Below are 22,202 nucleotides of genomic sequence, written 5' to 3'. Positions count from 1 at the left end.
AGGAAAAATGTCTGTTTTTTTCAAGATTAGAAAATTGAGAAGATTTTGTTATCATTCTCACACAGATAATACCAGTTGAAATTTTATTCGTCAACTCAATAAATGTAACTTTTACATTTTGATGAAGAAAAGCCTATTCTATCAACAAAAATTTTTTATTAAAGGAGATTTTATATGTTTTTACAAAATAAGAATGTCGTCGTAATGGGTGTTGCCAACAAAAAAAGTATTGCTTGGGGCTGTGCAAAAGCATTAAAAGATCAAGGGGCCAATGTTATTTATACGTATCAAAACGAACGCATGAAAAAGCAAGTGGTTAAATTAGCAGATGAAAATGATTTGTTGGTGGAATGCGATGTTGCTTCTGATGCGTCCATTCAAGCAGCCTTTGAAACAATTAAAAATGAAGTGGGCACGATCGATGGACTAGTCCATGCGATTGCTTTTGCCAAAAAAGAAGAATTGTCTGGAAACGTTAGTGACATCACTCGTGATGGTTTCCTATTAGCACAAGATATTAGTAGCTACTCTCTTTTAGCAGTCACTCATTATGCGAAACCTTTGTTAAATCCTGGTTCAGGAATTGTCACATTGACGTATTTAGGTTCCGAACGTGCGATTCCTAACTACAATATGATGGGGATTGCTAAAGCTTCTTTAGAAACTGCCGTGAAATATTTAGCTTTTGAATTAGCTGCAGATAAAATTCGTGTCAACGGAATCTCCGCAGGAGCGATTAAAACATTGGCTGTGACTGGTGTAAAAGACTACGATCAATTGATTAGTATTTCTAATGAGCGGACACCAGATAAAACAGGTGTAACCATTGAAGAAGTCGGAAACACTTGTGCCTTTTTAGTCAGTGAACTAGCTAGTGGAGTGGTCGGTGACATCATTTATGTCGATAAAGGCGTTCACTTAACTTAATCATTTTTTGTCTTTATTTTCTATTTATACATTAAAAAACAGAGATTGGACAATCTCTTCCACTCATTGATTGTCCAATTTCTGTTCTATTTTGTACTTTATTCTATAATAAAATTGACAGTTTCAATTCCAAAAACAGTTGTTAGGATTTGATTAACTTGTTCAAAAAGTTTTGGTAAATCTTCCAGTTTATTTTTAGATTGGATTTTTTCAGAACCGTTATCGTAGCTTAAATGATTGTACGTTTCTTTAAAGGTTACTGCTGTGTCTTCTTTTCGATAAAGGATATATTCGTCATCTAGCATATCCATTTGTAGCTCCTGTTTAAATCCATTTCTGGCAACAACAGCAGAAACTAGATGAGCAACAGTCAAGCCATCTAACGGAATGTCCACTCCATTCATTGCTAATGTGTAGACGGTATCTTCCACTAAACCACAGGCGTTGCAACCACCACTGGTTAAATCTACTGTACTTGTTATAATTGCCTCTTGCATCGTTTCTTCCCCCATATTGTTTTTTAAAGTTATTCTTTCATTTGTTATTTACGAACGTAATTCACATCATAATCGTCAACTTCAATATAGATATAGATTTTTTTATCAGGCATTTTACTGCGAATGTCTCGTTCAATCGCATTCACAACATCAGGTGCATCTTCTTCCATTGGTTCTACCACATCAATTTTTGCCGCTACTAAAATTTCAGTTGGACCTAAATGAACGGTCTTTACATCAATTAGTTTTTCAACATCCGCCCGATCAAATGCAGTTTTAATTTTTGCTAAATCTGTAGCGGTCACACTTTCTCCTATAATCAAACTATAAAATTCTTTCGCTAAGAAAATGGCTGCACACATTAATAGTAAACCAATCAGTAAACCACTGATAGCATCAAATGCAGCAATCCCAGTTACCATTGTTAAAAGGGTTCCCACCAAAGCTAAACACAAACCAATAACCGCACAAAAGTCTTCCGTAAAAATAATTAAAATTTCACTGTGACGACTTTCTCGCAAAAATTTTAAGAGCGATAACTTCTCTGTATTCAATTCTTTGATTTCTTTCATCGCTACACGCAACGAGCTACCTTCCACAAGCAAACCAAAAATTAAAATACCAATGACAATAGCCACATTTTCTACTTCATGAGAGGGATGCAGTAACTTCTGAATAGCCTCCATTACGCCTAACGCGCCCCCACCAAAAAAGAGCATCGTTGCAACAATTGTACTAAAAAAGTATTTTGCACGGCCTTCTCCAAATTGATGTAACGCACTTTGTCCACGAGAAGCGCGCTTATTCCCAAAAAGTAATAACACCTGATTACTACAGTCCACGACACTGTGGATACTTTCATTCATCATAGCGGTACTACCACTTAAAGCAAAACCAACAAATTTACTAATCGCTACTAAAATATTCGCAATCAGTGCGGCAATAACTGCAAACATGCCACTCGATTTTTTTGTCTCCATAATTACCTCCTATATGTAACGTAAAACTAAGATAAACCACCCGTTTATTCATCCATCATTTTACCACTTCTGAGGTATTTGTAAAAAAGAGTTCTCTTAAAATTCAAAAAGAAATGTACTGACTGTTTTAGTTGGCCCTCATTTATCGATGTCCATCCCACTCTTGATAAAATTCCTCCAGATAAAGTTCCATAAATTGATGACGCTTTTCCGCCAATAAGCGACCATAATTTGTATTCATTTGTTCCTTTAACTTTAAAAGTTTCTCATAAAAATGCATAATGGCAGTATCTTCCCCATTCCGGTATTCTTCTTGGGTTAACTGTTCACGAGGTTGTTTGTGGGGATCGTGAATTAGACGGCCTTTATTTCCCGAATAAGCCATCACCCGTGCAATTCCAATCGCGCCGATGGCATCTAATCGATCCGCATCCTGGACCACTTTTCCTTCTAATGTAGTAACTGTTTTCCCAGTATTTCCTCCTTTAAAGGACATATTAGCAATAATGGAAAGGATGTGATTCGTTTGCTCTGTTGATACGTTATTTGCTTCCAGCCATTGTTGCACCTTTAGCAAGCCAGCCTCTTCGCTTTCGTTAAATTTTTCATCGCCAATATCATGTAACAATGCTGTTAATATACATAAAAATAAATTTGCTTGTTCTTTCTCTGCAATTGTTTTTGCTAATTGTGTCACCCGATAAATATGCCACCAGTCATGGCCACTTGCTTCGTTGGCTAATTCTTGTTGAACATAACGCGCTGCTGATTGAATAATTGTTTGTTCTTCAAAACTAAGAGATTCATTTTCAAACATCCTAACACTCCTTTATTCTGGATTTAAAATTTCCACCTGGATAATCCCGCTAGCTTTCAGAAACATATTGGTGACAATCGGACCTACAAAAGAAAATCCTCTTTTTTTTAAGTCTTTTGCTACGTTATCTGACAAAAGCTGTGTGCGCGGGACTTGGTATGCTTCTTCATAAATAGATAAAACGGGGACGTTTTTTACAAATTGCCATAGATAATTGGCAAAACTGCCAAATTCTTCTTGTACTTTTAAAATTGCTTGCGCATTTTTAATGGTTGCTTCAATTTTGCGCCGATTGCGAATCATATCTGGATCAGCTACTATTCGATCGACTTCGTCAGGCAACAGCGCGGCAACTTTTTCCGGCTTCATTTGGCAAAAATTTTTCATGAATGCTACTTTTTTCCCTGCGGCTGCTTTCCAACTTAAACCAACTTGAAAAACACCCACCGTCAACAATAAAAACAGCAAATCATCCTCTCTTGTAGGTTTTCCCCATTGTTCTGTATACCATTGATAGTTGTTCATCGCCGCCTCCTTTTAAGACTGTTCAAATGTTAATAATGCTTGTTTCATTGCTAAACCACCACGGTAACCGGTTAATTGTCCCTTGCTGCCGATGACTCGATGGCAAGGAATGACCATTAATAAAGGATTTTTCCCAATCGCTGTGCCAACTGCTCGAACCGCACGTGGACGCCCAATTTTTTCTGAAATTTCTTGATAGGTCATTGTCTCACCATAAGGGATTTCTTGCAACGCCTGCCAAACTTCTTTTTGAAAGGGCGTTCCTTCGATGTCTATGGGGCAAGCAAACGTTGTCGAATGTTGGTTAAGATAACTTATGAATGCTTCTTTATAAGGCGCAGTTTTCTTTTCAGAAGCTTCTAATTGTGCTTGAGGGTACCAGTTTTTCAGCTCTTCTATCGATTGATTGGCTGAACCTACAAAAGCTAGTCCAGCGTCTGTCACACCAAGATAATAGTGATCGTTCTGCCATTCTTGTTGCGCATAATAAATCTTTTTTACCATATGTCTACACTTCTTTCTCGTGTTTTCTTATCTTCATTATAATTCTTTTGGCTTTCAAAATCTTGCGCTCCTATCACTTTTTACTTGTTTTTATTAGGGATTCTTTTACAATGAAGAAAACGGGAGGTGTGCTTACAATGAAAACAACGTATCGACTTACTCAGAAACGTTGGGAAGCCATTCAAAATAATAATACGCAATTTGATGGTGATTTTTTTTATGGTGTGACCACAACTAAAATTTTTTGTCGTCCTTCGTGCCCTTCCCGTGCGCCCAATAAGAACCACGTTCTGATCTTCAAAACGGCTCAGGAAGCTTTAACACTTGGTTTTCGTCCATGTAAAAGATGTCAACCAACCGGGCAAGTCGTTCCTAACGAGGAATGGGTTGCTCAAATTAAGCAATTTATTGATCGGCATTCAGCGGAACCATTAAGTTTAGACTATTTAGCGCAAGCCTGCCACGGTAGTCCCTTTCATTTGCAGCGAACCTTTAAGGAACAGACGAAACAAACCCCGTTAGCTTATTTAACAAGTGTCCGAATTAGGCAAGCCCAAGAATTACTTCTCCATTCACCCCTTACGATTCAACAAATCGCGAAAAAAGTTGGCTTCCAAACCGCAGCATATTTTGCCACCACTTTTAAAAAAGAAACAGGCGTAACCCCCTCTGTTTATCGAAGTAAAAATGAGCCGAAAAAATAACATTTCGGCTCATCGGATTATTTATTGGGGCGTGATTGTAGCCATGCTACAATCAATTGACTGATTTCTGTTTGCTGTTGCTCATTAGAAATTGTCGCTTTGTTGTCTCCTTTTTGGACACCGTAATTACCAAACCCTGCATGATTCCCACCTTCGATAGATACATACTGCGTATCTTTTGGCAAAAACTGTTTGGCTTTTTGGTAGCTAGTCCAATTTAAAACACCATCGTTTGTGGCTGTTATTGACAGAACCGGCAGATTTTGCTTGTTTAGTGCACCTTTTTCGTCAGGATAGCTGGCTAAATAAATCATGCCTTTGATTCGTTGCTCATTTTCCGCTACAAAACGACTAGCCATCACACCACCCAGAGAATGTCCAGCCAAAACGAAGTTTTGTTGTGGATGATCCTTTATAATTTGTTCTGCAGCATTTGGTGCAAGAACCGCTAAATTCAAAGGAAAATGAACAACATAGACATCATAACCTTTCGTAGCAACTTCTTGCGCCCATTCACTATAACTAGCGGGCGCAACCAATGCACCTGGATAAAAAATCAGTGCTGTATCATTTTTTTGCCCGTTTGTATAATAATCATAGTTTTTTTCTTGCGTGGCACTTTGGCTTATTTTTAAGGCTGAATCGGTTGCTTGATACGTACTATTTTTAATAAAAATAGTCAGACCGATGACTAATACCGCTAAAAAAAGCCCGATTCCTAGGACAATTTTTTTCCAACGTGATTTTGTTCTATTTTTCATCTCATTTCCTCCCAATGAAAAAATTCTTCTTTCTGATTCTACCTTTAATAAAAAAAGAACACAACAATAGGAGTTGGTGAAGCAACCCTTCTGTTGCTCCACCAACTCCTAACTAGACCGTTTCTCGACGCCTTAGATTATTTTGATTCTTTTTTGCCTGCTTCTAAGTAGCTGACATCATTGACTTTATCCAAAGTATACTCGCCATTTTTGTAATGAATCGTTGTAACACTAGCATTCTTCAAACCGCCTTCTGGGACTTTAAAATCATCAAATAAAGTTGCTAACAACGCTGAAATACTCAAGCCATGAGAGACCACTAAAACATTGCCATTTCCGGGATTGGCTGATTCTGTGGCAACAATTTTATCTAAGCCTTTTTTCAAACGTTTGGTAATTGTAGCATAGTCTTCTGCAGGCCAGTTATTCTTGCTTTCCTCGCGCTGTTGATCCAGTTTAGCTACACTGTTGGCAAAGGATTCAGGGGTCATGTTTTTCATAAATTCTTCTAAGGAAACACCTTGATCATCAGCAATATCCTGCCACATTGTCTTGTTTAAATCCCCTTCATAGCTACCAAAATTAAATTCACGTAAATCTGGGTCACGCACGACTTCAAGGTCTTTGCCTGCTTTATTTTGATCTAAAATAAGTTGAGCAGTTTGCAAGGCGCGGCCACTATCACTACTATATGCATTTTGAAAGGCAACATCTTTCAAACCAATCCCAGTTGCGGTCACAACTTTTTCACCTTCTGGTGTTAAGACCGCATCTGACCATCCTTGTACGCGGTCCGTCGTATTTAACATGGTTTTTCCATGGCGCACAATGTAAAGAGTTAGTTCTTCAGGTTTTGTCTCTTTTTCTTTTGTCGTTGCTTGCTGATTTTTACCACAACCAACCATTACTAAAATGGCCAGAAAAAGCATCCCCACAATCGTCAATCGTTTTTTCATTTTTTATTTCCCCTCATCTTCTACTCTGTTGTTAAGTTTTCACCATTACTAGCGATAACTTGTTTGTACCAATTAAATGATTTTTTCTTAGTTCGTTTCAAGGTTCCCTGACCTTGGTCATCCATGTCTACATAGATAAAGCCGTAACGTTTTTTCATTTCGCCAGTCCCTGCTGAAACTAAGTCAATACAACCCCATGGCGTATAACCAATTAAGTTAACCGCGTCTTCTTCTATTGCGGTTCTCATGGCTTCAATATGTTGTTTAAAATAATCAATGCGGTAATCGTCGACAATCGAGCCATCCTCTTGCAATGTATCCACCGCGCCAAACCCGTTTTCAACCACAAACAATGGCATATTGTAACGATCTGACAACTGACACAATGAAATTCTTAACCCTAAAGGATCGACAGCCCAGCCCCATTCAGATTCTTGCAAATAAGGATTTTTAACCGCAGGCATTTGGTTGCCTCCGACATATTTTACTTCTTCGGGATAAGCAGTCGAAACAGTCGACATATAATAACTAAACCCGATATAATCAACTGTTCCTTTTTGAATAATCGCTAAATCATCTGACTCCATTTGAATTGTCATTCCTTCACGCTCAAATTCTTTGAGCTTATGCGCTGGATAATAGCCCTTAGCCTGGACATCCATATAAAATTCTTGCTCTCGGTTAAATTGAACAGCTGCCATCACGTCCTCAGGTTTGCAGGACAAAGGATAACTTGGAATATAAGCCACCATCATACCAATTTGGAAATCTGGATTGATGGAATGTCCTAATTCAACTGCTTTCGCACTTGCTACAAATAGATGATGCGCTGCTTGATATTTACTTTGTTTATCATTATTGTGAATCCCAATTTGCGTCCAACTTCTTAAAAAATTAATTTCATTAAAAGTCATCCAATACTTCACTTTATCCTGATAACGTGTAAAAATGGTTTCGCAAAAGAAAACAAAGAAATCAATCACTTCACGATTTTTCCAACCATCATATTCATCGGCCAAATACATTGGAATATCAAAATGGTTAATCGTCACAATGGGCTCAATTCCATGGCGCAGCAAAGTATCAAAAACTTTATCATAAAAGGCTAAGCCTTCTTCATTAATCTCTTTTGTTCCATTTGGGCAAATCCGGCTCCAGGCGATAGACAGCCGAAAACATTTGAAACCCATTTCTGCAAATAAGGCGATATCTTCTTCGTAATGATGGTAAAAGTCCGTCGCTACATGACTAGGATAGTATAACTCTTCATCGATATAGCCAATCGCTCCTTCGGGTAATGCTTGATCGCGCGTACACGAAGCTTTTTGGCCTTCTTTAGTTAAATACGTAATCCGTCGCGGTTCTGTTTGACTACCACCAGTAATTGCATCTAATGTACTCAGACCTTTGCCTCCTGAAAGATAGCCACCTTCATATTGGTTAGCAGCTGTTGCGCCGCCCCATAAAAAATTTTCTGGAAATCCCATAAAATCCCTCTTTCCCTCTGTTTTTAGGCATAACAAAGAAACCATCAAGGGAATTGACGCTGGCAGAAGAGTCCTTGTTTTTTCTACCAACGTCAAACGCCCTTGAATAGTTGCTAGTTTTATTAATTACTTAAATCTTCACCATTTGTTGCGATTACTTTTTTGTACCAATCAAACGATTTCTTCTTGCTTCGTTTTAACGTACCATTTCCTTCGTTATCGCGATCCACATAGATAAAGCCATAGCGTTTTTTCATTTCACCTGTTCCAGCTGATACTAAATCAATACAGCCCCAAGTAGTATAGCCTAACAAGTCGACACCATCTTGTTCAACGGCATCTTTCATCGCTTGAATATGCGCCGCCAAATAATCGATACGATAATCATCGACTACATCACCATTTTCGTCTGGTGTGTCTACCGCTCCTAAGCCATTTTCAACAATGAATAGTGGTTTTTGATAACGATCATATAAATCATTCATCGTAATTCTCAAACCAAGCGGATCAATTTGCCAACCCCATTCACTGGCTTTTAAATAAGGATTTTTCACAGAGGCAAAGATGTTACCAGCTGTTTGTTCATTAATTTCTGGATCTGTTGATGTGACACGAGAAGAATAATAAGAGAACGAAATGAAGTCCACCGTATGTTCTTTTAAAAGTTCTTCGTCGCCTTCTTCCATTTCAATTTGAATACCTTTACGTGCCATTTCTTTTAAAGCATACGCAGGGTATTCCCCACGTGATTGGACATCAATAAAGAAATAATTTTCACGATCTGCTTGTCGAGCAGCGAAAACATCTTCTGGTTTGCAAGTATAAGCGTAGTTGGAACCAGCCGCTAACATACAACCTACTTGGTTTTCAGGATCTACCTCATGAGCAATTTTTGTCGCAATTGCACTTGCTAGTAGTTCATGATGGGCCGCTTGGTATTTCACTTGTTCTTTGTTTTCGCCTTCTTCAAAGTATAGACCTGCTCCCATAAATGGTGCATGTAAAATCATATTAATTTCGTTAAATGTTAACCAATACTTGACTAATCCTTTATATCGGTTGAAAATTACACGGCAAAGATTTTCATAGAAACCTACTAACTTACGACTACGCCAAGCGCCATATTCTTCCACTAAGTGCATTGGACAGTCAAAGTGTGTAATCGTTACTAGTGGCTCAATCCCATATTTATGACATTCTTTGAATAAGTCTTCATAGAACTTCAAGCCTTCTTCATTCGGCTCTGTTTCATCTCCCATTGGAAAAATTCGACTCCAAGCAATGGATAAACGGTATGTTTTAAAACCCATTTCACCAAATAAGGCGATATCTTCTTTATAGCGATGATACATATCAATCGCCTCTTGTGCAGGATAGAAATGTTCTTCATCAAAGTTAAACATTTTCTTTTCACCAGTGATTACTGGAAAACGATCTGGACCAGTTGGCGCTAAATCGACGTTTGCCAAACCGCGTCCACCTTCGTTATAGCCACCTTCACATTGATTGGCTGCTGTTGCGCCACCCCATAAAAAGTCTTTTCTAAATGCCATAAATTCTCTTCCTCCACATCTTTTTATATTAAAGCGGTCAGCAAATCATCACTTGTTGAAACTTCATTACTGCCGACTTCCAAAATATCTAAATAATCCGCTGTATTCGTCACAACGATTGGGATTTGTGTACTAAACCCAGCTTTTTTAATTCCTTCTAAATCAAAGGTTACTAATGTTTGACCTTTTTTCACGCGGTCACCTTGTTTTACAAAAGCTTCAAAGCCTTCGCCTTCTAATTGAACTGTATCAATCCCAATATGAATCAATAATTCTGTGCCGTTATCTGAAATCAAACCTAATGCATGTTTTGTTGGGAATAGTGTGACAATCGTTCCATCAAAGGGTGCAACCACTTTGCCTTCCGTTGGTTCAATCACGACCCCATTTCCTAATGCTCCATTTGCAAAAGCAGGATCCTCTGCATTTTTTAAAGATAACACTCGTCCTTTGACTGGACTTGTAATATTTTCTTTTTTAATCGTTGTTTTATCAATAATCACTTCTTCTTCCTCAACTGTATTGTCTTTCCAGAAGAAGAATGTTAGACCAAAACCGACGACCGCTGCAATGGCAATTGCAATAAAGGACTGGATCATCCCACTTGCATCATCACCATTGATAAAGTTTAGCACACCGAAAATTCCTAAACCACCCATTGTATAAGCTGTCACATTGTTGATCATCAAATATAAACCACCGACAGCGCCACCAATCATTGAATAAATAAATGGCCATTTTTTTGGTAAAGTGATTCCATAAATTGCTGGCTCTGTTACACCAAAAATACCAGAGATAATTGCTGGCGGACACAAAGCTTTTAACTTTTTATCTTTCAATTTGAAGAACATCGCTAAAACAACCGCTGTTTGCGCAAAACTAGCTGCAAATGATCCCGTTAATACTTGGCTTGAACCTTCTTGTGTCACTTGCATAATAGCTAATGGCACAACGCTCCAATGTAAACCAAAAATAACTAAGACTTGCCAGAAGAAACCAAGAATCAAACCATACAAAGCTGGTGAGAAACTCATTAATGCTGTAAAGCCAGCGCTTAATAAATCTGTTAGCATGCTAACGATTGGCCCAATTACTAAGAAACCAATTGGTAAGGCAATCAACAACACGAAAAACGGTACTAAGAACGTTTGAACAACTTCTGGAATAATCCGTTTAAACACTTTTTGAACTTGTGCCGCAAAAGCAATAATGAAGATGATTGGTACGACACTACTTGTATAGTTCGCACCGACCCAAGGAATCCCCATAAATGTATTATAGGCAGGTAAACCGAATAAATTATACGGTGCTGCGGCTCCGGCACCCGCTGTTGTTTCAAAGGCCGTTTGTAATGCACTTCCTTGAATCGTTGGGTAACATAAAGCTGCGCCAATCACGATCCCTACCATTGGATGCAACCGGAATTTTTTAGCTGCTGTATAACCTAAAATAACTGGCATAAAGTAGAAAATTGCATCGCCAATCCCATTTAACATGGTATAAGTCCCTGACGTAGCCGTATAGAGCTTTAAGAAAACCAATAAGGCATTTAACCCTTTGACCATCCCAGCCGCTGCTAACGCCCCTAAAAAGGGTTGGAAACAACCACTTAAAATATCTATTAAGCGATCAAATAAATTCCCACTGGAAGCTTCTTCTTCACGTTCTCCTGACAAGCCTGCAATACTAACTACTTCTTCGTAAACGGCTGGAACATGGTTCCCAATAACGACTTGGTATTGTCCACCGCTTTTCATAACAGTTACCACACCGTCCATATTTTTTAAGACATCATCATTCGCTTGACTCTCATCTTTTAATTTGAAGCGAAGACGTGTGATACAATGTGTCAAACTATTAATATTCTCTTGCCCACCGACATTTTTTACAATTTTTTCTGCTAGTTCATGATATTTTCCCATCTTTTTTTCCTCCAAAAATTTATTTTCATTTGAAGGTTTAGCCAACTGAATGTCACTATCCAAAGTGGTGCGTTTATTGTTCCGTTGTTTGTACAATTCGTGCAATGTGAATCGTTAGGTACAAGCGTTCTTCATTTGAAACTTGATAGTCATAGTTCTCATTTAAATACAAGCTGATCTTTTCCACGCAACGATAGGCGTTGAGATATTTCTTTTTAATTACCGCATACAGTTCTTCATCATCATTTTCGACAACTTCACGTTGGTGTAATAAGCGATAACAGAAAAATTTTAAATGTGTGCTAAATCGATAAAAGTAAACAGAGTCTTCATCAAAACTTACCTTAAAATAGTATTTGACGATATTTGTAATCTCTTGCATCAACTTTGTCAATTCGTAAATATTACCGACTTCTTCCTCCATCTCCGCATTCACCAAGTGCAATGCGATAAAACCTGCCTCATCCGTTGACAATTCCATTCCTACGCGCTTTTGTACCATTTTTAAAGCATTTACTCCTACTTCGTACTCTTCAGGAAAAAAACGTTTAATATCCCATAATAATAAATTCTTAATTGCAATTCCTTGTTTTTTTCTTTCTAAAGCTGTGTACAAATGATCCGTCAGAGAAATATAAATGGTATCATTCAAACTCTTTTTCAACGTTGATTTTGCATAAACAATAATGTCATCCGAGAGTTTCATCATCTCTAAAGGAATATTTCCTAACAATTCTTGAAACTTAAGTGATGTTTCTTGATTGGCTAAATAAAAAACTTGATCGATACTTTCATCAGGAACCCAATCCCCAATGCGTTTCTTAAAAGCAATTCCTTTGCCCATAACAATTTGCTCTCGTTTATCATCATCTAATGTAATAACCACATTATTGTTTAAAATTTTGTGAATAATCAATGCCCCACCTCCTTTGTGTTTCGTTGAAAAAAGAAAAACCCAATTTCTTCAAAAAGAACGACACACCTGTCGCTTCATGAAAAAATTAGGTTTAGCTTGTCTTTAAACAATCACTATCCATCTATTTACTTATCCCTACATCCAAAGAATAACATATTTACAACAAATGTCAACGCTTTCAACGACATTTTTTTGTAATAAAAATAAAAAAAGCATACAAACAATGTTTGTATGCTTCACTATGACCCGTACGGGACTCGAACCCGTGTTACCGCCGTGAAAGGGCGGTGTCTTAACCGCTTGACCAACGGGCCATTAAAAAGAAAAAACGGAGAAGGAGGGATTTGAACCCTCGCGCCGGTTTCCCGACCTACACCCTTAGCAGGGGCGCCTCTTCAGCCACTTGAGTACTTCCCCAAGAAATAAATGGGCCTAAATGGACTCGAACCATCGACCTCACGCTTATCAGGCGTGCGCTCTAACCAGCTGAGCTATAGGCCCCAAATAAGAAAAAAGCGGGTGACGAGAATCGAACTCGCGACAACAGCTTGGAAGGCTGTGGTTTTACCACTAAACTACACCCGCAAATTTTTCTTGGATGGCGCGGGACAGAATCGAACTGCCGACACATGGAGCTTCAATCCATTGCTCTACCAACTGAGCTACCGAGCCAAAAACGGTCTGGACGGGACTCGAACCCGCGACCTCCTGCGTGACAGGCAGGCATTCTAACCAGCTGAACTACCAAACCAATTCGTTTTTGCTTTATGCAAATGTATGCTTTAAAAAATAAAAGCAATTGCGGGGGCAGGATTTGAACCTACGACCTTCGGGTTATGAGCCCGACGAGCTACCTGACTGCTCCACCCCGCGATAATTAGACCAAGGAAACTTAATTCCTAAGAAAGGAGGATAAGGGATTCGAACCCTTGCACGGTTTTACCCGCCTGACGGTTTTCAAGACCGTTCCCTTCAGCCGGACTTGGGTAATCCTCCGTAACAAAACTATGACCCGTACGGGACTCGAACCCGTGTTACCGCCGTGAAAGGGCGGTGTCTTAACCGCTTGACCAACGGGCCATTTTATAAAATTATGGGCCTAAATGGACTCGAACCATCGACCTCACGCTTATCAGGCGTGCGCTCTAACCAGCTGAGCTATAGGCCCAAAAAGAAAAGCGGGTGACGAGAATCGAACTCGCGACAACAGCTTGGAAGGCTGTGGTTTTACCACTAAACTACACCCGCATGGCGGTCTGGACGGGACTCGAACCCGCGACCTCCTGCGTGACAGGCAGGCATTCTAACCAGCTGAACTACCAAACCATACTTTTCTTTTTATGTGCTTTTGAAATCAAAAGCAATTGCGGGGGCAGGATTTGAACCTACGACCTTCGGGTTATGAGCCCGACGAGCTACCTGACTGCTCCACCCCGCGATAATTAGACCAAGGAAATTTAATTCCTAAGAAAGGAGGATAAGGGATTCGAACCCTTGCACGGTTTTACCCGCCTGACGGTTTTCAAGACCGTTCCCTTCAGCCGGACTTGGGTAATCCTCCATGATAAAAATAAAACTATAAACAACGTCACAATGGACCTTGTAGGACTCGAACCTACGACCGGACGGTTATGAGCCGTCTGCTCTAACCAACTGAGCTAAAGGTCCAGGCTCTTCCAAATGTATAATCGCGGCGGAGGGGATCGAACCCCCGACCTCCCGGGTATGAACCGGACGCTCTAGCCAGCTGAGCTACACCGCGAAACTCTTATATTAAAATAAGAATGGAGCCTAGCGGGATCGAACCGCTGACCTCCTGCGTGCAAAGCAGGCGCTCTCCCAGCTGAGCTAAGGCCCCATGAAAATTATTATCGGGAAGACAGGATTCGAACCTGCGACCCCTTGGTCCCAAACCAAGTGCTCTACCAAGCTGAGCTACTTCCCGTATATAACTAATGCACCCAAAGGGAGTCGAACCCCTAACCTTTTGATTCGTAGTCAAACACTCTATCCAGTTGAGCTATGGGTGCTAAATATAAAACAATGCCGAGGACCGGAATCGAACCGGTACGGTGATCACTCACCGCAGGATTTTAAGTCCTGTGCGTCTGCCAGTTCCGCCACCCCGGCGTAATGAATTGGCTAAGCGGAAAACGGGGTTCGAACCCGCGACCCCCACCTTGGCAAGGTGGTGCTCTACCACTGAGCTATTTCCGCAAAATGGTGCCGGCTAAAGGACTTGAACCCTCGACCCTCTGATTACAAATCAGATGCTCTACCAACTGAGCTAAGCCGGCTAAATATGCGGGTGAAGGGACTTGAACCCCCACGCCTTGCGGCGCTAGATCCTAAATCTAGTGCGTCTGCCAATTCCGCCACACCCGCAAATGAAATATGAATATGAGCCGTACAGGGCTCGAACCTGTGACCCTCTGATTAAAAGTCAGATGCTCTACCAACTGAGCTAACGGCTCAAAAAATGGAGGTTAACGGGATCGAACCGCTGACCCCCTGCTTGTAAGGCAGGTGCTCTCCCAGCTGAGCTAAACCTCCAAAAACAACAATTCGCGTGGCGACGTCCTACTCTCACAAAGGGAAACCCTTCACTACAATCGGCGCTAAGAAGCTTAACTTCTGTGTTCGGCATGGGAACAGGTGTATCCTTCTCGCTATCGCCACCACACTGGGTGTTGTTTCTTATTGAGTTGAATCTTCATTCACTCAAAACTGGATTGAAGTTTGAATCAAAATAACCAAGTTGCTTTTACTTATCCATTCTTTGGTTAAGTCCTCGACCGATTAGTATTGGTCCGCTCCAACTATCACTAGCCTTCCACTTCCAACCTATCTACCTGATCATCTCTCAGGGGTCTTACTTTCTTAAAGAAATGGGAAATCTCATCTTGAGGTGGGCTTCACACTTAGATGCTTTCAGCGTTTATCCCTTCCCTACATAGCTACCCAGCAATGCCCTTGGCAGAACAACTGGTACACCAGCGGTAAGTCCATCCCGGTCCTCTCGTACTAAGGACAGCTCCTCTCAAATTTCCAACGCCCGCGACGGATAGGGACCGAACTGTCTCACGACGTTCTGAACCCAGCTCGCGTGCCGCTTTAATGGGCGAACAGCCCAACCCTTGGGACCGACTACAGCCCCAGGATGCGACGAGCCGACATCGAGGTGCCAAACCTCCCCGTCGATGTGGACTCTTGGGGGAGATAAGCCTGTTATCCCCAGGGTAGCTTTTATCCGTTGAGCGATGGCCCTTCCATGCGGAACCACCGGATCACTAAGCCCGACTTTCGTCCCTGCTCGACTTGTAGGTCTCGCAGTCAAGCTCCCTTCTGCCTTTACACTCTTCGAATGATTTCCAACCATTCTGAGGGAACCTTTGGGCGCCTCCGTTACCTTTTAGGAGGCGACCGCCCCAGTCAAACTGCCCATCTGACACTGTCTCCCACCACGATTAGTGGTGCGGGTTAGAGGGTTCATAACACAAGGGTAGTATCCCACCAGCGCCTCCTCCGAAACTAGCGTTCCGGTCTCATCGACTCCTACCTATCCTGTACATGTGGTACAAACACTCAATATCAAACTACAGTAAAGCTCCATGGGGTCTTTCCGTCCTGTCGCGGGTAACCTGCATCTTCACAGGTACTAAAATTTCACCGAGTCTCTCGTTGAGACAGTGCCCAAATCGTTACGCCTTTCGTGCGGGTCGGAACTTACCCGACAAGGAATTTCGCTACCTTAGGACCGTTATAGTTACGGCCGCCGTTTACTGGGGCTTCAATTCTGAGCTTCGCCGAAGCTAACCCATCCTCTTAACCTTCCAGCACCGGGCAGGCGTCAGCCCCTATACTTCATCTTACGATTTTGCAGAGACCTGTGTTTTTGATAAACAGTCGCTTGGGCCTATTCACTGCGGCTGACCGAAGTCAGCACCCCTTCTCCCGAAGTTACGGGGTCATTTTGCCGAGTTCCTTAACGAGAGTTCGCTCGCTCACCTTAGGATACTCTCCTCGACTACCTGTGTCGGTTTACGGTACGGGCAGTTGTTTTCTCACTAGAAGCTTTTCTTGGCAGTGTGACATCAGGAACTTCGCTACTATTATTTCGCTCCCCGTCACAACTTGTCCTTAAAGAGTAAAGCATTTAACTCTACTCAAGACTCATTGCTTGGACATGCACTTCCAATCGCATGCATTCCTTAGCCTACTGCGTCCCTCCATTGCTCAAACAAAAACAACTGGTACAGGAATATCAACCTGTTGTCCATCGCCTACGCCTATCGGCCTCGGCTTAGGTCCCGACTAACCCTGGGCGGACGAGCCTTCCCCAGGAAACCTTAGTCATACGGTGGACAGGATTCTCACCTGTCTTTCGCTACTCATACCGGCATTCTCACTTCTAAGCGCTCCAGCCGTCCTCACGATCGACCTTCAACGCCCTTAGAACGCTCTCCTACCACTACACCTAATGGTGTAGTCCACAGCTTCGGTAATATGTTTAGCCCCGGTACATTTTCGGCGCAGGGTCACTCGACTAGTGAGCTATTACGCACTCTTTAAATGGTGGCTGCTTCTAAGCCAACATCCTAGTTGTCTGTGCAACCCCACATCCTTTTCCACTTAACATATATTTTGGGACCTTAGCTGGTGGTCTGGGCTGTTTCCCTTTCGACTACGGATCTTATCACTCGCAGTCTGACTCCCGGATATAAATGAATGGCATTCGGAGTTTATCTGAATTCGGTAACCCGAGATGGGCCCCTAGTCCAAACAGTGCTCTACCTCCATCATTCTCAATTCCGAGGCTAGCCCTAAAGCTATTTCGGAGAGAACCAGCTATCTCCAAGTTCGTTTGGAATTTCTCCGCTACCCACACCTCATCCCCGCACTTTTCAACGTACGTGGGTTCGGTCCTCCAGTGCGTTTTACCGCACCTTCAACCTGGACATGGGTAGATCACATGGTTTCGGGTCTACGACTACATACTCATTCGCCCTATTCAGACTCGCTTTCGCTGCGGCTCCGTCTCTTCGACTTAACCTCGCATGCAATCGTAACTCGCCGGTTCATTCTACAAAAGGCACGCCATCACTCATTAACGAGCTTTGACTTGTTGTAGGCACACGGTTTCAGGATCTATTTCACTCCCCTTCCGGGGTGCTTTTCACCTTTCCCTCACGGTACTGGTTCACTATCGGTCACTAGGGAGTATTTAGCCTTGCGGGATGGTCCCCGCGGATTCCGACGGAATTTCTCGTGTTCCGCCGTACTCAGGATCCTCCTAGGTGTTGTCAGCATTTCGTCTACGGGGCTTTCACCCTTTTTAGCGGAATTTTCCAAATCCTTCAACTATACTAACAGACTACCATATCGGAGTCCTACAACCCCAACAAGCAAGCTTGTTGGTTTGGGCTCTTCCCGTTTCGCTCGCCGCTACTCAGGGAATCGAATTTTCTTTCTCTTCCTGCAGGTACTAAGATGTTTCAGTTCTCTGCGTCTACCTCTAATCAGCTATGTATTCACTGAAAAGTAATATCCTATAAAAGATATTGGGTTCCCCCATTCGGAAATCTCTGGATCATAGCTTACTTACAGCTCCCCAAAGCATATCGGTGTTAGTCCCGTCCTTCATCGGCTCCTAGTGCCAAGGCATCCACCGTGCGCCCTTATTCACTTAACCTTATCAACCTTACGGTTGGGTCTTGATCACTTCTTCTAGCGATAGAAGGTTAATCAATAAATAAGCAATTGAACTTATTAAAAAACTCATTCAACGCGGTGTTCTCGGTTTGTTTTGATTCTTTTTACTTCAATATCCAGTTTTCAATGAACGAATGTTTTGAGAGTAGACCTCTCAAAACTGAACAAAGTAAAGACGAAATGTGTATTTCCGTAATATTCCTTAGAAAGGAGGTGATCCAGCCGCACCTTCCGATACGGCTACCTTGTTACGACTTCACCCCAATCATCTATCCCACCTTAGGCGGCTGGCTCCAAAAAGGTTACCTCACCGACTTCGGGTGTTACAAACTCTCGTGGTGTGACGGGCGGTGTGTACAAGGCCCGGGAACGTATTCACCGCGGCGTGCTGATCCGCGATTACTAGCGATTCCGGCTTCATGCAGGCGAGTTGCAGCCTGCAATCCGAACTGAGAGAAGCTTTAAGAGATTTGCATGACCTCGCGGTCTAGCGACTCGTTGTACTTCCCATTGTAGCACGTGTGTAGCCCAGGTCATAAGGGGCATGATGATTTGACGTCATCCCCACCTTCCTCCGGTTTGTCACCGGCAGTCTCGCTAGAGTGCCCAACTAAATGATGGCAACTAACAATAAGGGTTGCGCTCGTTGCGGGACTTAACCCAACATCTCACGACACGAGCTGACGACAACCATGCACCACCTGTCACTTTGTCCCCGAAGGGAAAGCTCTATCTCTAGAGTGGTCAAAGGATGTCAAGACCTGGTAAGGTTCTTCGCGTTGCTTCGAATTAAACCACATGCTCCACCGCTTGTGCGGGCCCCCGTCAATTCCTTTGAGTTTCAACCTTGCGGTCGTACTCCCCAGGCGGAGTGCTTAATGCGTTTGCTGCAGCACTGAAGGGCGGAAACCCTCCAACACTTAGCACTCATCGTTTACGGCGTGGACTACCAGGGTATCTAATCCTGTTTGCTCCCCACGCTTTCGAGCCTCAGCGTCAGTTACAGACCAGAGAGCCGCCTTCGCCACTGGTGTTCCTCCATATATCTACGCATTTCACCGCTACACATGGAATTCCACTCTCCTCTTCTGCACTCAAGTCTCCCAGTTTCCAATGACCCTCCCCGGTTGAGCCGGGGGCTTTCACATCAGACTTAAGAAACCGCCTGCGCTCGCTTTACGCCCAATAAATCCGGACAACGCTTGCCACCTACGTATTACCGCGGCTGCTGGCACGTAGTTAGCCGTGGCTTTCTGGTTAGATACCGTCAGGGGACGTTCAGTTACTAACGTCCTTGTTCTTCTCTAACAACAGAGTTTTACGATCCGAAAACCTTCTTCACTCACGCGGCGTTGCTCGGTCAGACTTTCGTCCATTGCCGAAGATTCCCTACTGCTGCCTCCCGTAGGAGTCTGGGCCGTGTCTCAGTCCCAGTGTGGCCGATCACCCTCTCAGGTCGGCTATGCATCGTGGCCTTGGTGAGCCGTTACCTCACCAACTAGCTAATGCACCGCGGGTCCATCCATCAGCGACACCCGAAAGCGCCTTTCACTTTTATGCCATGCGGCATAAACTGTTATGCGGTATTAGCACCTGTTTCCAAGTGTTATCCCCCTCTGATGGGTAGGTTACCCACGTGTTACTCACCCGTCCGCCACTCCTCTTTCCAATTGAGTGCAAGCACTCGGGAGGAAAGAAGCGTTCGACTTGCATGTATTAGGCACGCCGCCAGCGTTCGTCCTGAGCCAGGATCAAACTCTCATAATAAAAGTTAGAACAATCTTGCGATTGTTAAGCTCAATTTGTTTGCTAGCATATTGCTTGCTTGTTAAAAATGTTTGTTGTCTTGAATTGAATCAAGACGCCCTACACATTTGGTTCGTCTATTCTTTGTTCAGTTTTCAAAGGTCTACGTTACCTCGCAGCAACTTTTATATCATAACAAACTTTCGTTTGAATGTCAAGAACTTTTTTAAAAAAAGTTTTTTAAGTTGTTTTGCTCGGTTGTTGTTGTCTGTTGTGACAACTTCTATATCTTATCATCTCGCTTGTTATTTGTCAACAACTTTTTTGTTGTTTTTTCAAACTTTTTTCGAGAGATTTGAAATCAAGAATTGTTATTTAATTATTGATTTCTGAATCGCTCAGCTGTGTGACTCGCCTTGCGACATGTAATAATATACCAAGATTTCAAGCATTGGTCAATCATTATTTTCACTTTTTTTAAACTTTTTTTCAATACCGATTATTCTTTCTTATCCGATTAGATAAAGTTCGTTTTTTTATCAGATTACCCATTCTTTTTATTACCCATCTTCGATTTTTTTAGAAAAAAAGAATTGGTTTCAATTGTTTTTCTATTCTTTTTTTATTTAATTTTTTGCGAATACAAAAAAAAGATGCCCTTAAGGCATCTTTTTTTATCTCATTGTTGGGAATAGCAAGACATCACGAATTGATTGTGCATCGGTTAATAACATAACTAGTCGATCAATCCCAATACCTAATCCTCCGGTTGGTGGCAAGCCATATTCTAAGGCTTCGATGAAATCTTCATCTACTCCGTGTGCTTCATCATTTCCTTGTTCCCGTTCTTTTTCTTGTTCTTCAAAACGTTCACGTTGGTCAATTGGATCATTTAATTCTGTAAATGCATTAGCAAACTCTTTTCCGATAATAAACAGTTCAAAGCGGTCAGTGAAACGACCATCTTCTGGATTTTTCTTCGCTAATGGTGAAACAGCTACTGGGTGACCATAAATAAATGTTGGTTGTTGCAATGTATCTTCTACAAATGTTTCGAAAAATTCATTAATGATATGACCGACTGTCATGGCATCTGTAATTTCAACATTATGTTCTTTAGCCAACGCACGGGCTTCTTCTATCGTCATCTCTTGCCAAAAATCTACGCCCGTTTGTTCTTTGACCGCATCTACCATGTGTAGACGTTTGAAAGGACTTCCTAAGTCAACCGCTTGACCATCGTACGTGATATCATTAGTTCCTAAGACTTTTTCCGCAGCATTACGAATAATTCCCTCTGTTAAATCCATCACATCTTGATAATCAGTATAAGCGGTATAAGCTTCTAGCATTGTAAATTCTGGGTTATGAGTGGTATCGATTCCTTCATTACGGAAGACACGACCAATTTCATATACTTTTTCCATGCCACCGACAATTAAACGTTTTAAATGTAACTCTAGGGCAATGCGTAAGTATAAGTCCATATCTAATGCATTATGGTGTGTGATAAATGGACGAGCAGCAGCTCCTCCTGCTTCGTTATGCAAGACAGGCGTTTCTACTTCGACATAGCCATTGCCATCTAGATAACGACGGATTTCGCTAATAATTTGACTGCGTTTCATGAAACGATCAAAGCTTTCTTTGTTACTGATTAAATCCAAATAGCGTTGACGATAGCGTTGTTCCACATTCGTTAATCCATGGTATTTATCTGGCAATGGACGCAAAGCTTTAGTTAATAACGTAATTGTTTGAGCTTTAACAGTAACTTCCCCCGTATTGGTTTTCATTACTTGGCCTGTCACACCAAAGAAGTCGCCTAAGTCAGCATGTTTAAATAGTTCATAGGCTTCGTCTCCAACTTGGTCCTTCCGAACATAAATTTGAATTTGGCCTTCACGGTCTTGCAAATGGGCGAAACCAGCTTTTCCTTTACCACGTTTTGTCATCATACGTCCAGCAACGCTGACTTCTGTATTCATTTCACTAAGTTCTTCTTTTGTATGATTATCATATTGTTCATGAAGTTCTGCTGAATTATGAGTGCGATCGAAACGTTTACCGAAAGGATCAATCCCTTCTTCACGTAAAGCTTCCATTTTTTCGCGGCGCACGAGCATTTGATCATTTAAATCCTCTAAATGCGCTTGTTGTTCTTCTGCCACTGTTGTTCCTCCATTCTTGATTTT

14 protein-coding genes, 25 tRNA genes and 3 rRNA genes are annotated in these 22,202 nt (G+C 41.8%); 2 read left to right on the top strand and 40 right to left on the bottom strand.

Translation table 11 applies throughout. The features are described 5' to 3' along the window. Positions 1 to 174 precede the first annotated feature (174 nt). Positions 175 to 927 carry an enoyl-ACP reductase FabI gene (gene fabI, locus IGJ03_RS01195; protein WP_002358338.1) on the top strand — a complete coding sequence of 251 codons (753 nt, stop codon included), beginning with the start codon at positions 175 to 177 and terminating at the stop codon, positions 925 to 927. Positions 928 to 1,025: 98 nt separating this feature from the next. Here the strand turns inward: fabI and IGJ03_RS01190 are convergent, their stop codons facing one another. From IGJ03_RS01190 to IGJ03_RS01170, 5 genes are all read right to left on the bottom strand, one after another. Next, positions 1,026 to 1,439 carry a DUF4809 family protein gene (locus IGJ03_RS01190; protein WP_002389555.1) on the bottom strand — a complete coding sequence of 138 codons (414 nt, stop codon included), beginning with the start codon at positions 1,437 to 1,439 and terminating at the stop codon, positions 1,026 to 1,028. Positions 1,440 to 1,468: 29 nt separating this feature from the next. Continuing rightward, positions 1,469 to 2,404 carry a cation diffusion facilitator family transporter gene (locus IGJ03_RS01185; protein ID WP_002355191.1) on the bottom strand — a complete coding sequence of 312 codons (936 nt, stop codon included), beginning with the start codon at positions 2,402 to 2,404 and terminating at the stop codon, positions 1,469 to 1,471. 142 nt (positions 2,405 to 2,546) lie between these two features. Next, entirely contained in the window at positions 2,547 to 3,221 is a 675-nt protein-coding gene (locus IGJ03_RS01180) for an HD domain-containing protein (RefSeq protein WP_375804727.1), read from the bottom strand. Between the two features lie 12 nt (positions 3,222 to 3,233). Then, complete coding sequence (locus IGJ03_RS01175) at positions 3,234 to 3,746, bottom strand: DNA-3-methyladenine glycosylase I (protein WP_002355189.1); 513 nt, start codon at positions 3,744 to 3,746, stop codon at positions 3,234 to 3,236. A 12-nt stretch (positions 3,747 to 3,758) separates the two neighbouring features. Continuing rightward, a complete protein-coding gene (locus IGJ03_RS01170; RefSeq protein WP_048737157.1) occupies positions 3,759 to 4,250 on the bottom strand; it encodes a methylated-DNA--[protein]-cysteine S-methyltransferase in 492 nt (163 codons plus the stop codon). A 110-nt stretch (positions 4,251 to 4,360) separates the two neighbouring features. Between IGJ03_RS01170 and IGJ03_RS01165 the strand changes: the two genes are divergently transcribed. Next, positions 4,361 to 4,954: a bifunctional transcriptional activator/DNA repair enzyme AdaA gene (locus tag IGJ03_RS01165; RefSeq protein ID WP_172759338.1), complete on the top strand. Its 594-nt coding sequence runs from the start codon at positions 4,361 to 4,363 to the stop codon at positions 4,952 to 4,954. Positions 4,955 to 4,971: 17 nt separating this feature from the next. On the opposite strand, the gene IGJ03_RS01160 is transcribed toward IGJ03_RS01165, so the two are convergent. From IGJ03_RS01160 to lysS, 35 genes are all read right to left on the bottom strand, one after another. Then, positions 4,972 to 5,715, bottom strand: a complete 744-nt coding sequence (locus tag IGJ03_RS01160) for an alpha/beta hydrolase (RefSeq protein WP_002379036.1) — start codon at positions 5,713 to 5,715, stop codon at positions 4,972 to 4,974. Positions 5,716 to 5,852: 137 nt separating this feature from the next. Continuing rightward, the gene (locus IGJ03_RS01155) at positions 5,853 to 6,671 is read right to left on the bottom strand and encodes a histidine phosphatase family protein (RefSeq protein WP_002419252.1); all 819 of its coding nucleotides are present in this window, start codon (positions 6,669 to 6,671) and stop codon (positions 5,853 to 5,855) included. Positions 6,672 to 6,691: 20 nt separating this feature from the next. After that, on the bottom strand, positions 6,692 to 8,158 hold the full coding sequence (locus IGJ03_RS01150; protein ID WP_375804725.1) for a glycoside hydrolase family 1 protein: 1,467 nt from the start codon (positions 8,156 to 8,158) through the stop codon (positions 6,692 to 6,694). A 122-nt stretch (positions 8,159 to 8,280) separates the two neighbouring features. After that, complete coding sequence (locus tag IGJ03_RS01145; protein WP_002375743.1) at positions 8,281 to 9,711, bottom strand: 6-phospho-beta-glucosidase; 1,431 nt, start codon at positions 9,709 to 9,711, stop codon at positions 8,281 to 8,283. Positions 9,712 to 9,734: 23 nt separating this feature from the next. Then, the gene (locus IGJ03_RS01140; protein WP_002358327.1) at positions 9,735 to 11,633 is read right to left on the bottom strand and encodes a beta-glucoside-specific PTS transporter subunit IIABC; all 1,899 of its coding nucleotides are present in this window, start codon (positions 11,631 to 11,633) and stop codon (positions 9,735 to 9,737) included. Positions 11,634 to 11,706: 73 nt separating this feature from the next. Continuing rightward, complete coding sequence (licT, locus tag IGJ03_RS01135) at positions 11,707 to 12,549, bottom strand: BglG family transcription antiterminator LicT (protein ID WP_002355181.1); 843 nt, start codon at positions 12,547 to 12,549, stop codon at positions 11,707 to 11,709. A gap of 242 nt (positions 12,550 to 12,791) precedes the next feature. Further along, positions 12,792 to 12,863, bottom strand: a tRNA-Glu gene (locus tag IGJ03_RS01130). Positions 12,864 to 12,878: 15 nt separating this feature from the next. Further along, positions 12,879 to 12,966: transfer RNA gene (locus tag IGJ03_RS01125), tRNA-Ser, on the bottom strand. 10 nt (positions 12,967 to 12,976) lie between these two features. After that, a tRNA-Ile gene (locus IGJ03_RS01120) sits at positions 12,977 to 13,050 on the bottom strand. Positions 13,051 to 13,063: 13 nt separating this feature from the next. After that, positions 13,064 to 13,134, bottom strand: a tRNA-Gly gene (locus tag IGJ03_RS01115). Positions 13,135 to 13,148: 14 nt separating this feature from the next. Further along, positions 13,149 to 13,221, bottom strand: a tRNA-Phe gene (locus IGJ03_RS01110). A gap of 5 nt (positions 13,222 to 13,226) precedes the next feature. Next, positions 13,227 to 13,300: transfer RNA gene (locus IGJ03_RS01105), tRNA-Asp, on the bottom strand. Between the two features lie 48 nt (positions 13,301 to 13,348). Further along, positions 13,349 to 13,422 (bottom strand) — tRNA-Met (locus tag IGJ03_RS01100). Positions 13,423 to 13,455: 33 nt separating this feature from the next. Continuing rightward, a tRNA-Ser gene (locus tag IGJ03_RS01095) sits at positions 13,456 to 13,545 on the bottom strand. A gap of 12 nt (positions 13,546 to 13,557) precedes the next feature. After that, positions 13,558 to 13,629: transfer RNA gene (locus IGJ03_RS01090), tRNA-Glu, on the bottom strand. 14 nt (positions 13,630 to 13,643) lie between these two features. Continuing rightward, positions 13,644 to 13,717: transfer RNA gene (locus tag IGJ03_RS01085), tRNA-Ile, on the bottom strand. A 9-nt stretch (positions 13,718 to 13,726) separates the two neighbouring features. Beyond that, positions 13,727 to 13,797: transfer RNA gene (locus IGJ03_RS01080), tRNA-Gly, on the bottom strand. 1 nt (position 13,798) lies between these two features. Further along, positions 13,799 to 13,875: transfer RNA gene (locus IGJ03_RS01075), tRNA-Asp, on the bottom strand. Positions 13,876 to 13,913: 38 nt separating this feature from the next. After that, positions 13,914 to 13,987: transfer RNA gene (locus tag IGJ03_RS01070), tRNA-Met, on the bottom strand. A 33-nt stretch (positions 13,988 to 14,020) separates the two neighbouring features. After that, positions 14,021 to 14,110: transfer RNA gene (locus tag IGJ03_RS01065), tRNA-Ser, on the bottom strand. Positions 14,111 to 14,143: 33 nt separating this feature from the next. Beyond that, positions 14,144 to 14,217: transfer RNA gene (locus IGJ03_RS01060), tRNA-Ile, on the bottom strand. Between the two features lie 20 nt (positions 14,218 to 14,237). Beyond that, a tRNA-Met gene (locus tag IGJ03_RS01055) sits at positions 14,238 to 14,311 on the bottom strand. Positions 14,312 to 14,334: 23 nt separating this feature from the next. Then, positions 14,335 to 14,407 (bottom strand) — tRNA-Ala (locus IGJ03_RS01050). 13 nt (positions 14,408 to 14,420) lie between these two features. Continuing rightward, positions 14,421 to 14,494 (bottom strand) — tRNA-Pro (locus tag IGJ03_RS01045). 11 nt (positions 14,495 to 14,505) lie between these two features. After that, positions 14,506 to 14,579: transfer RNA gene (locus IGJ03_RS01040), tRNA-Arg, on the bottom strand. 14 nt (positions 14,580 to 14,593) lie between these two features. Then, positions 14,594 to 14,679 (bottom strand) — tRNA-Leu (locus tag IGJ03_RS01035). 15 nt (positions 14,680 to 14,694) lie between these two features. Continuing rightward, positions 14,695 to 14,766, bottom strand: a tRNA-Gly gene (locus tag IGJ03_RS01030). Between the two features lie 4 nt (positions 14,767 to 14,770). Then, a tRNA-Thr gene (locus IGJ03_RS01025) sits at positions 14,771 to 14,846 on the bottom strand. Positions 14,847 to 14,852: 6 nt separating this feature from the next. Beyond that, positions 14,853 to 14,934: transfer RNA gene (locus IGJ03_RS01020), tRNA-Leu, on the bottom strand. A gap of 16 nt (positions 14,935 to 14,950) precedes the next feature. Beyond that, positions 14,951 to 15,023 (bottom strand) — tRNA-Lys (locus IGJ03_RS01015). A gap of 6 nt (positions 15,024 to 15,029) precedes the next feature. After that, positions 15,030 to 15,102, bottom strand: a tRNA-Val gene (locus IGJ03_RS01010). A 14-nt stretch (positions 15,103 to 15,116) separates the two neighbouring features. Continuing rightward, positions 15,117 to 15,232, bottom strand: a 5S ribosomal RNA gene (rrf, locus tag IGJ03_RS01005). A gap of 96 nt (positions 15,233 to 15,328) precedes the next feature. After that, positions 15,329 to 18,241, bottom strand: a 23S ribosomal RNA gene (locus IGJ03_RS01000). 226 nt (positions 18,242 to 18,467) lie between these two features. Continuing rightward, positions 18,468 to 20,028: ribosomal RNA gene (locus tag IGJ03_RS00995) — 16S ribosomal RNA — on the bottom strand. Together the 16S, 23S and 5S rRNA genes with 25 tRNA genes alongside form the textbook arrangement of a ribosomal RNA operon. A 653-nt stretch (positions 20,029 to 20,681) precedes the next feature. Further along, positions 20,682 to 22,178, bottom strand: coding sequence for a lysine--tRNA ligase (gene lysS, locus IGJ03_RS00990; RefSeq protein ID WP_375804836.1), 1,497 nt, complete (start codon positions 22,176 to 22,178; stop codon positions 20,682 to 20,684). Between the last annotated feature and the right edge of the window lie 24 nt (positions 22,179 to 22,202).

The sequence above is a fragment of the Enterococcus sp. DIV1315a genome (genome assembly GCF_051712325.1).
In the GTDB taxonomy this organism is placed as follows: Bacteria; Bacillota; Bacilli; order Lactobacillales; family Enterococcaceae; genus Enterococcus; species Enterococcus faecalis.
Note: the sequence above shows the minus strand (reverse complement) of the source record. Positions and strands in the feature narration are given on the sequence as shown.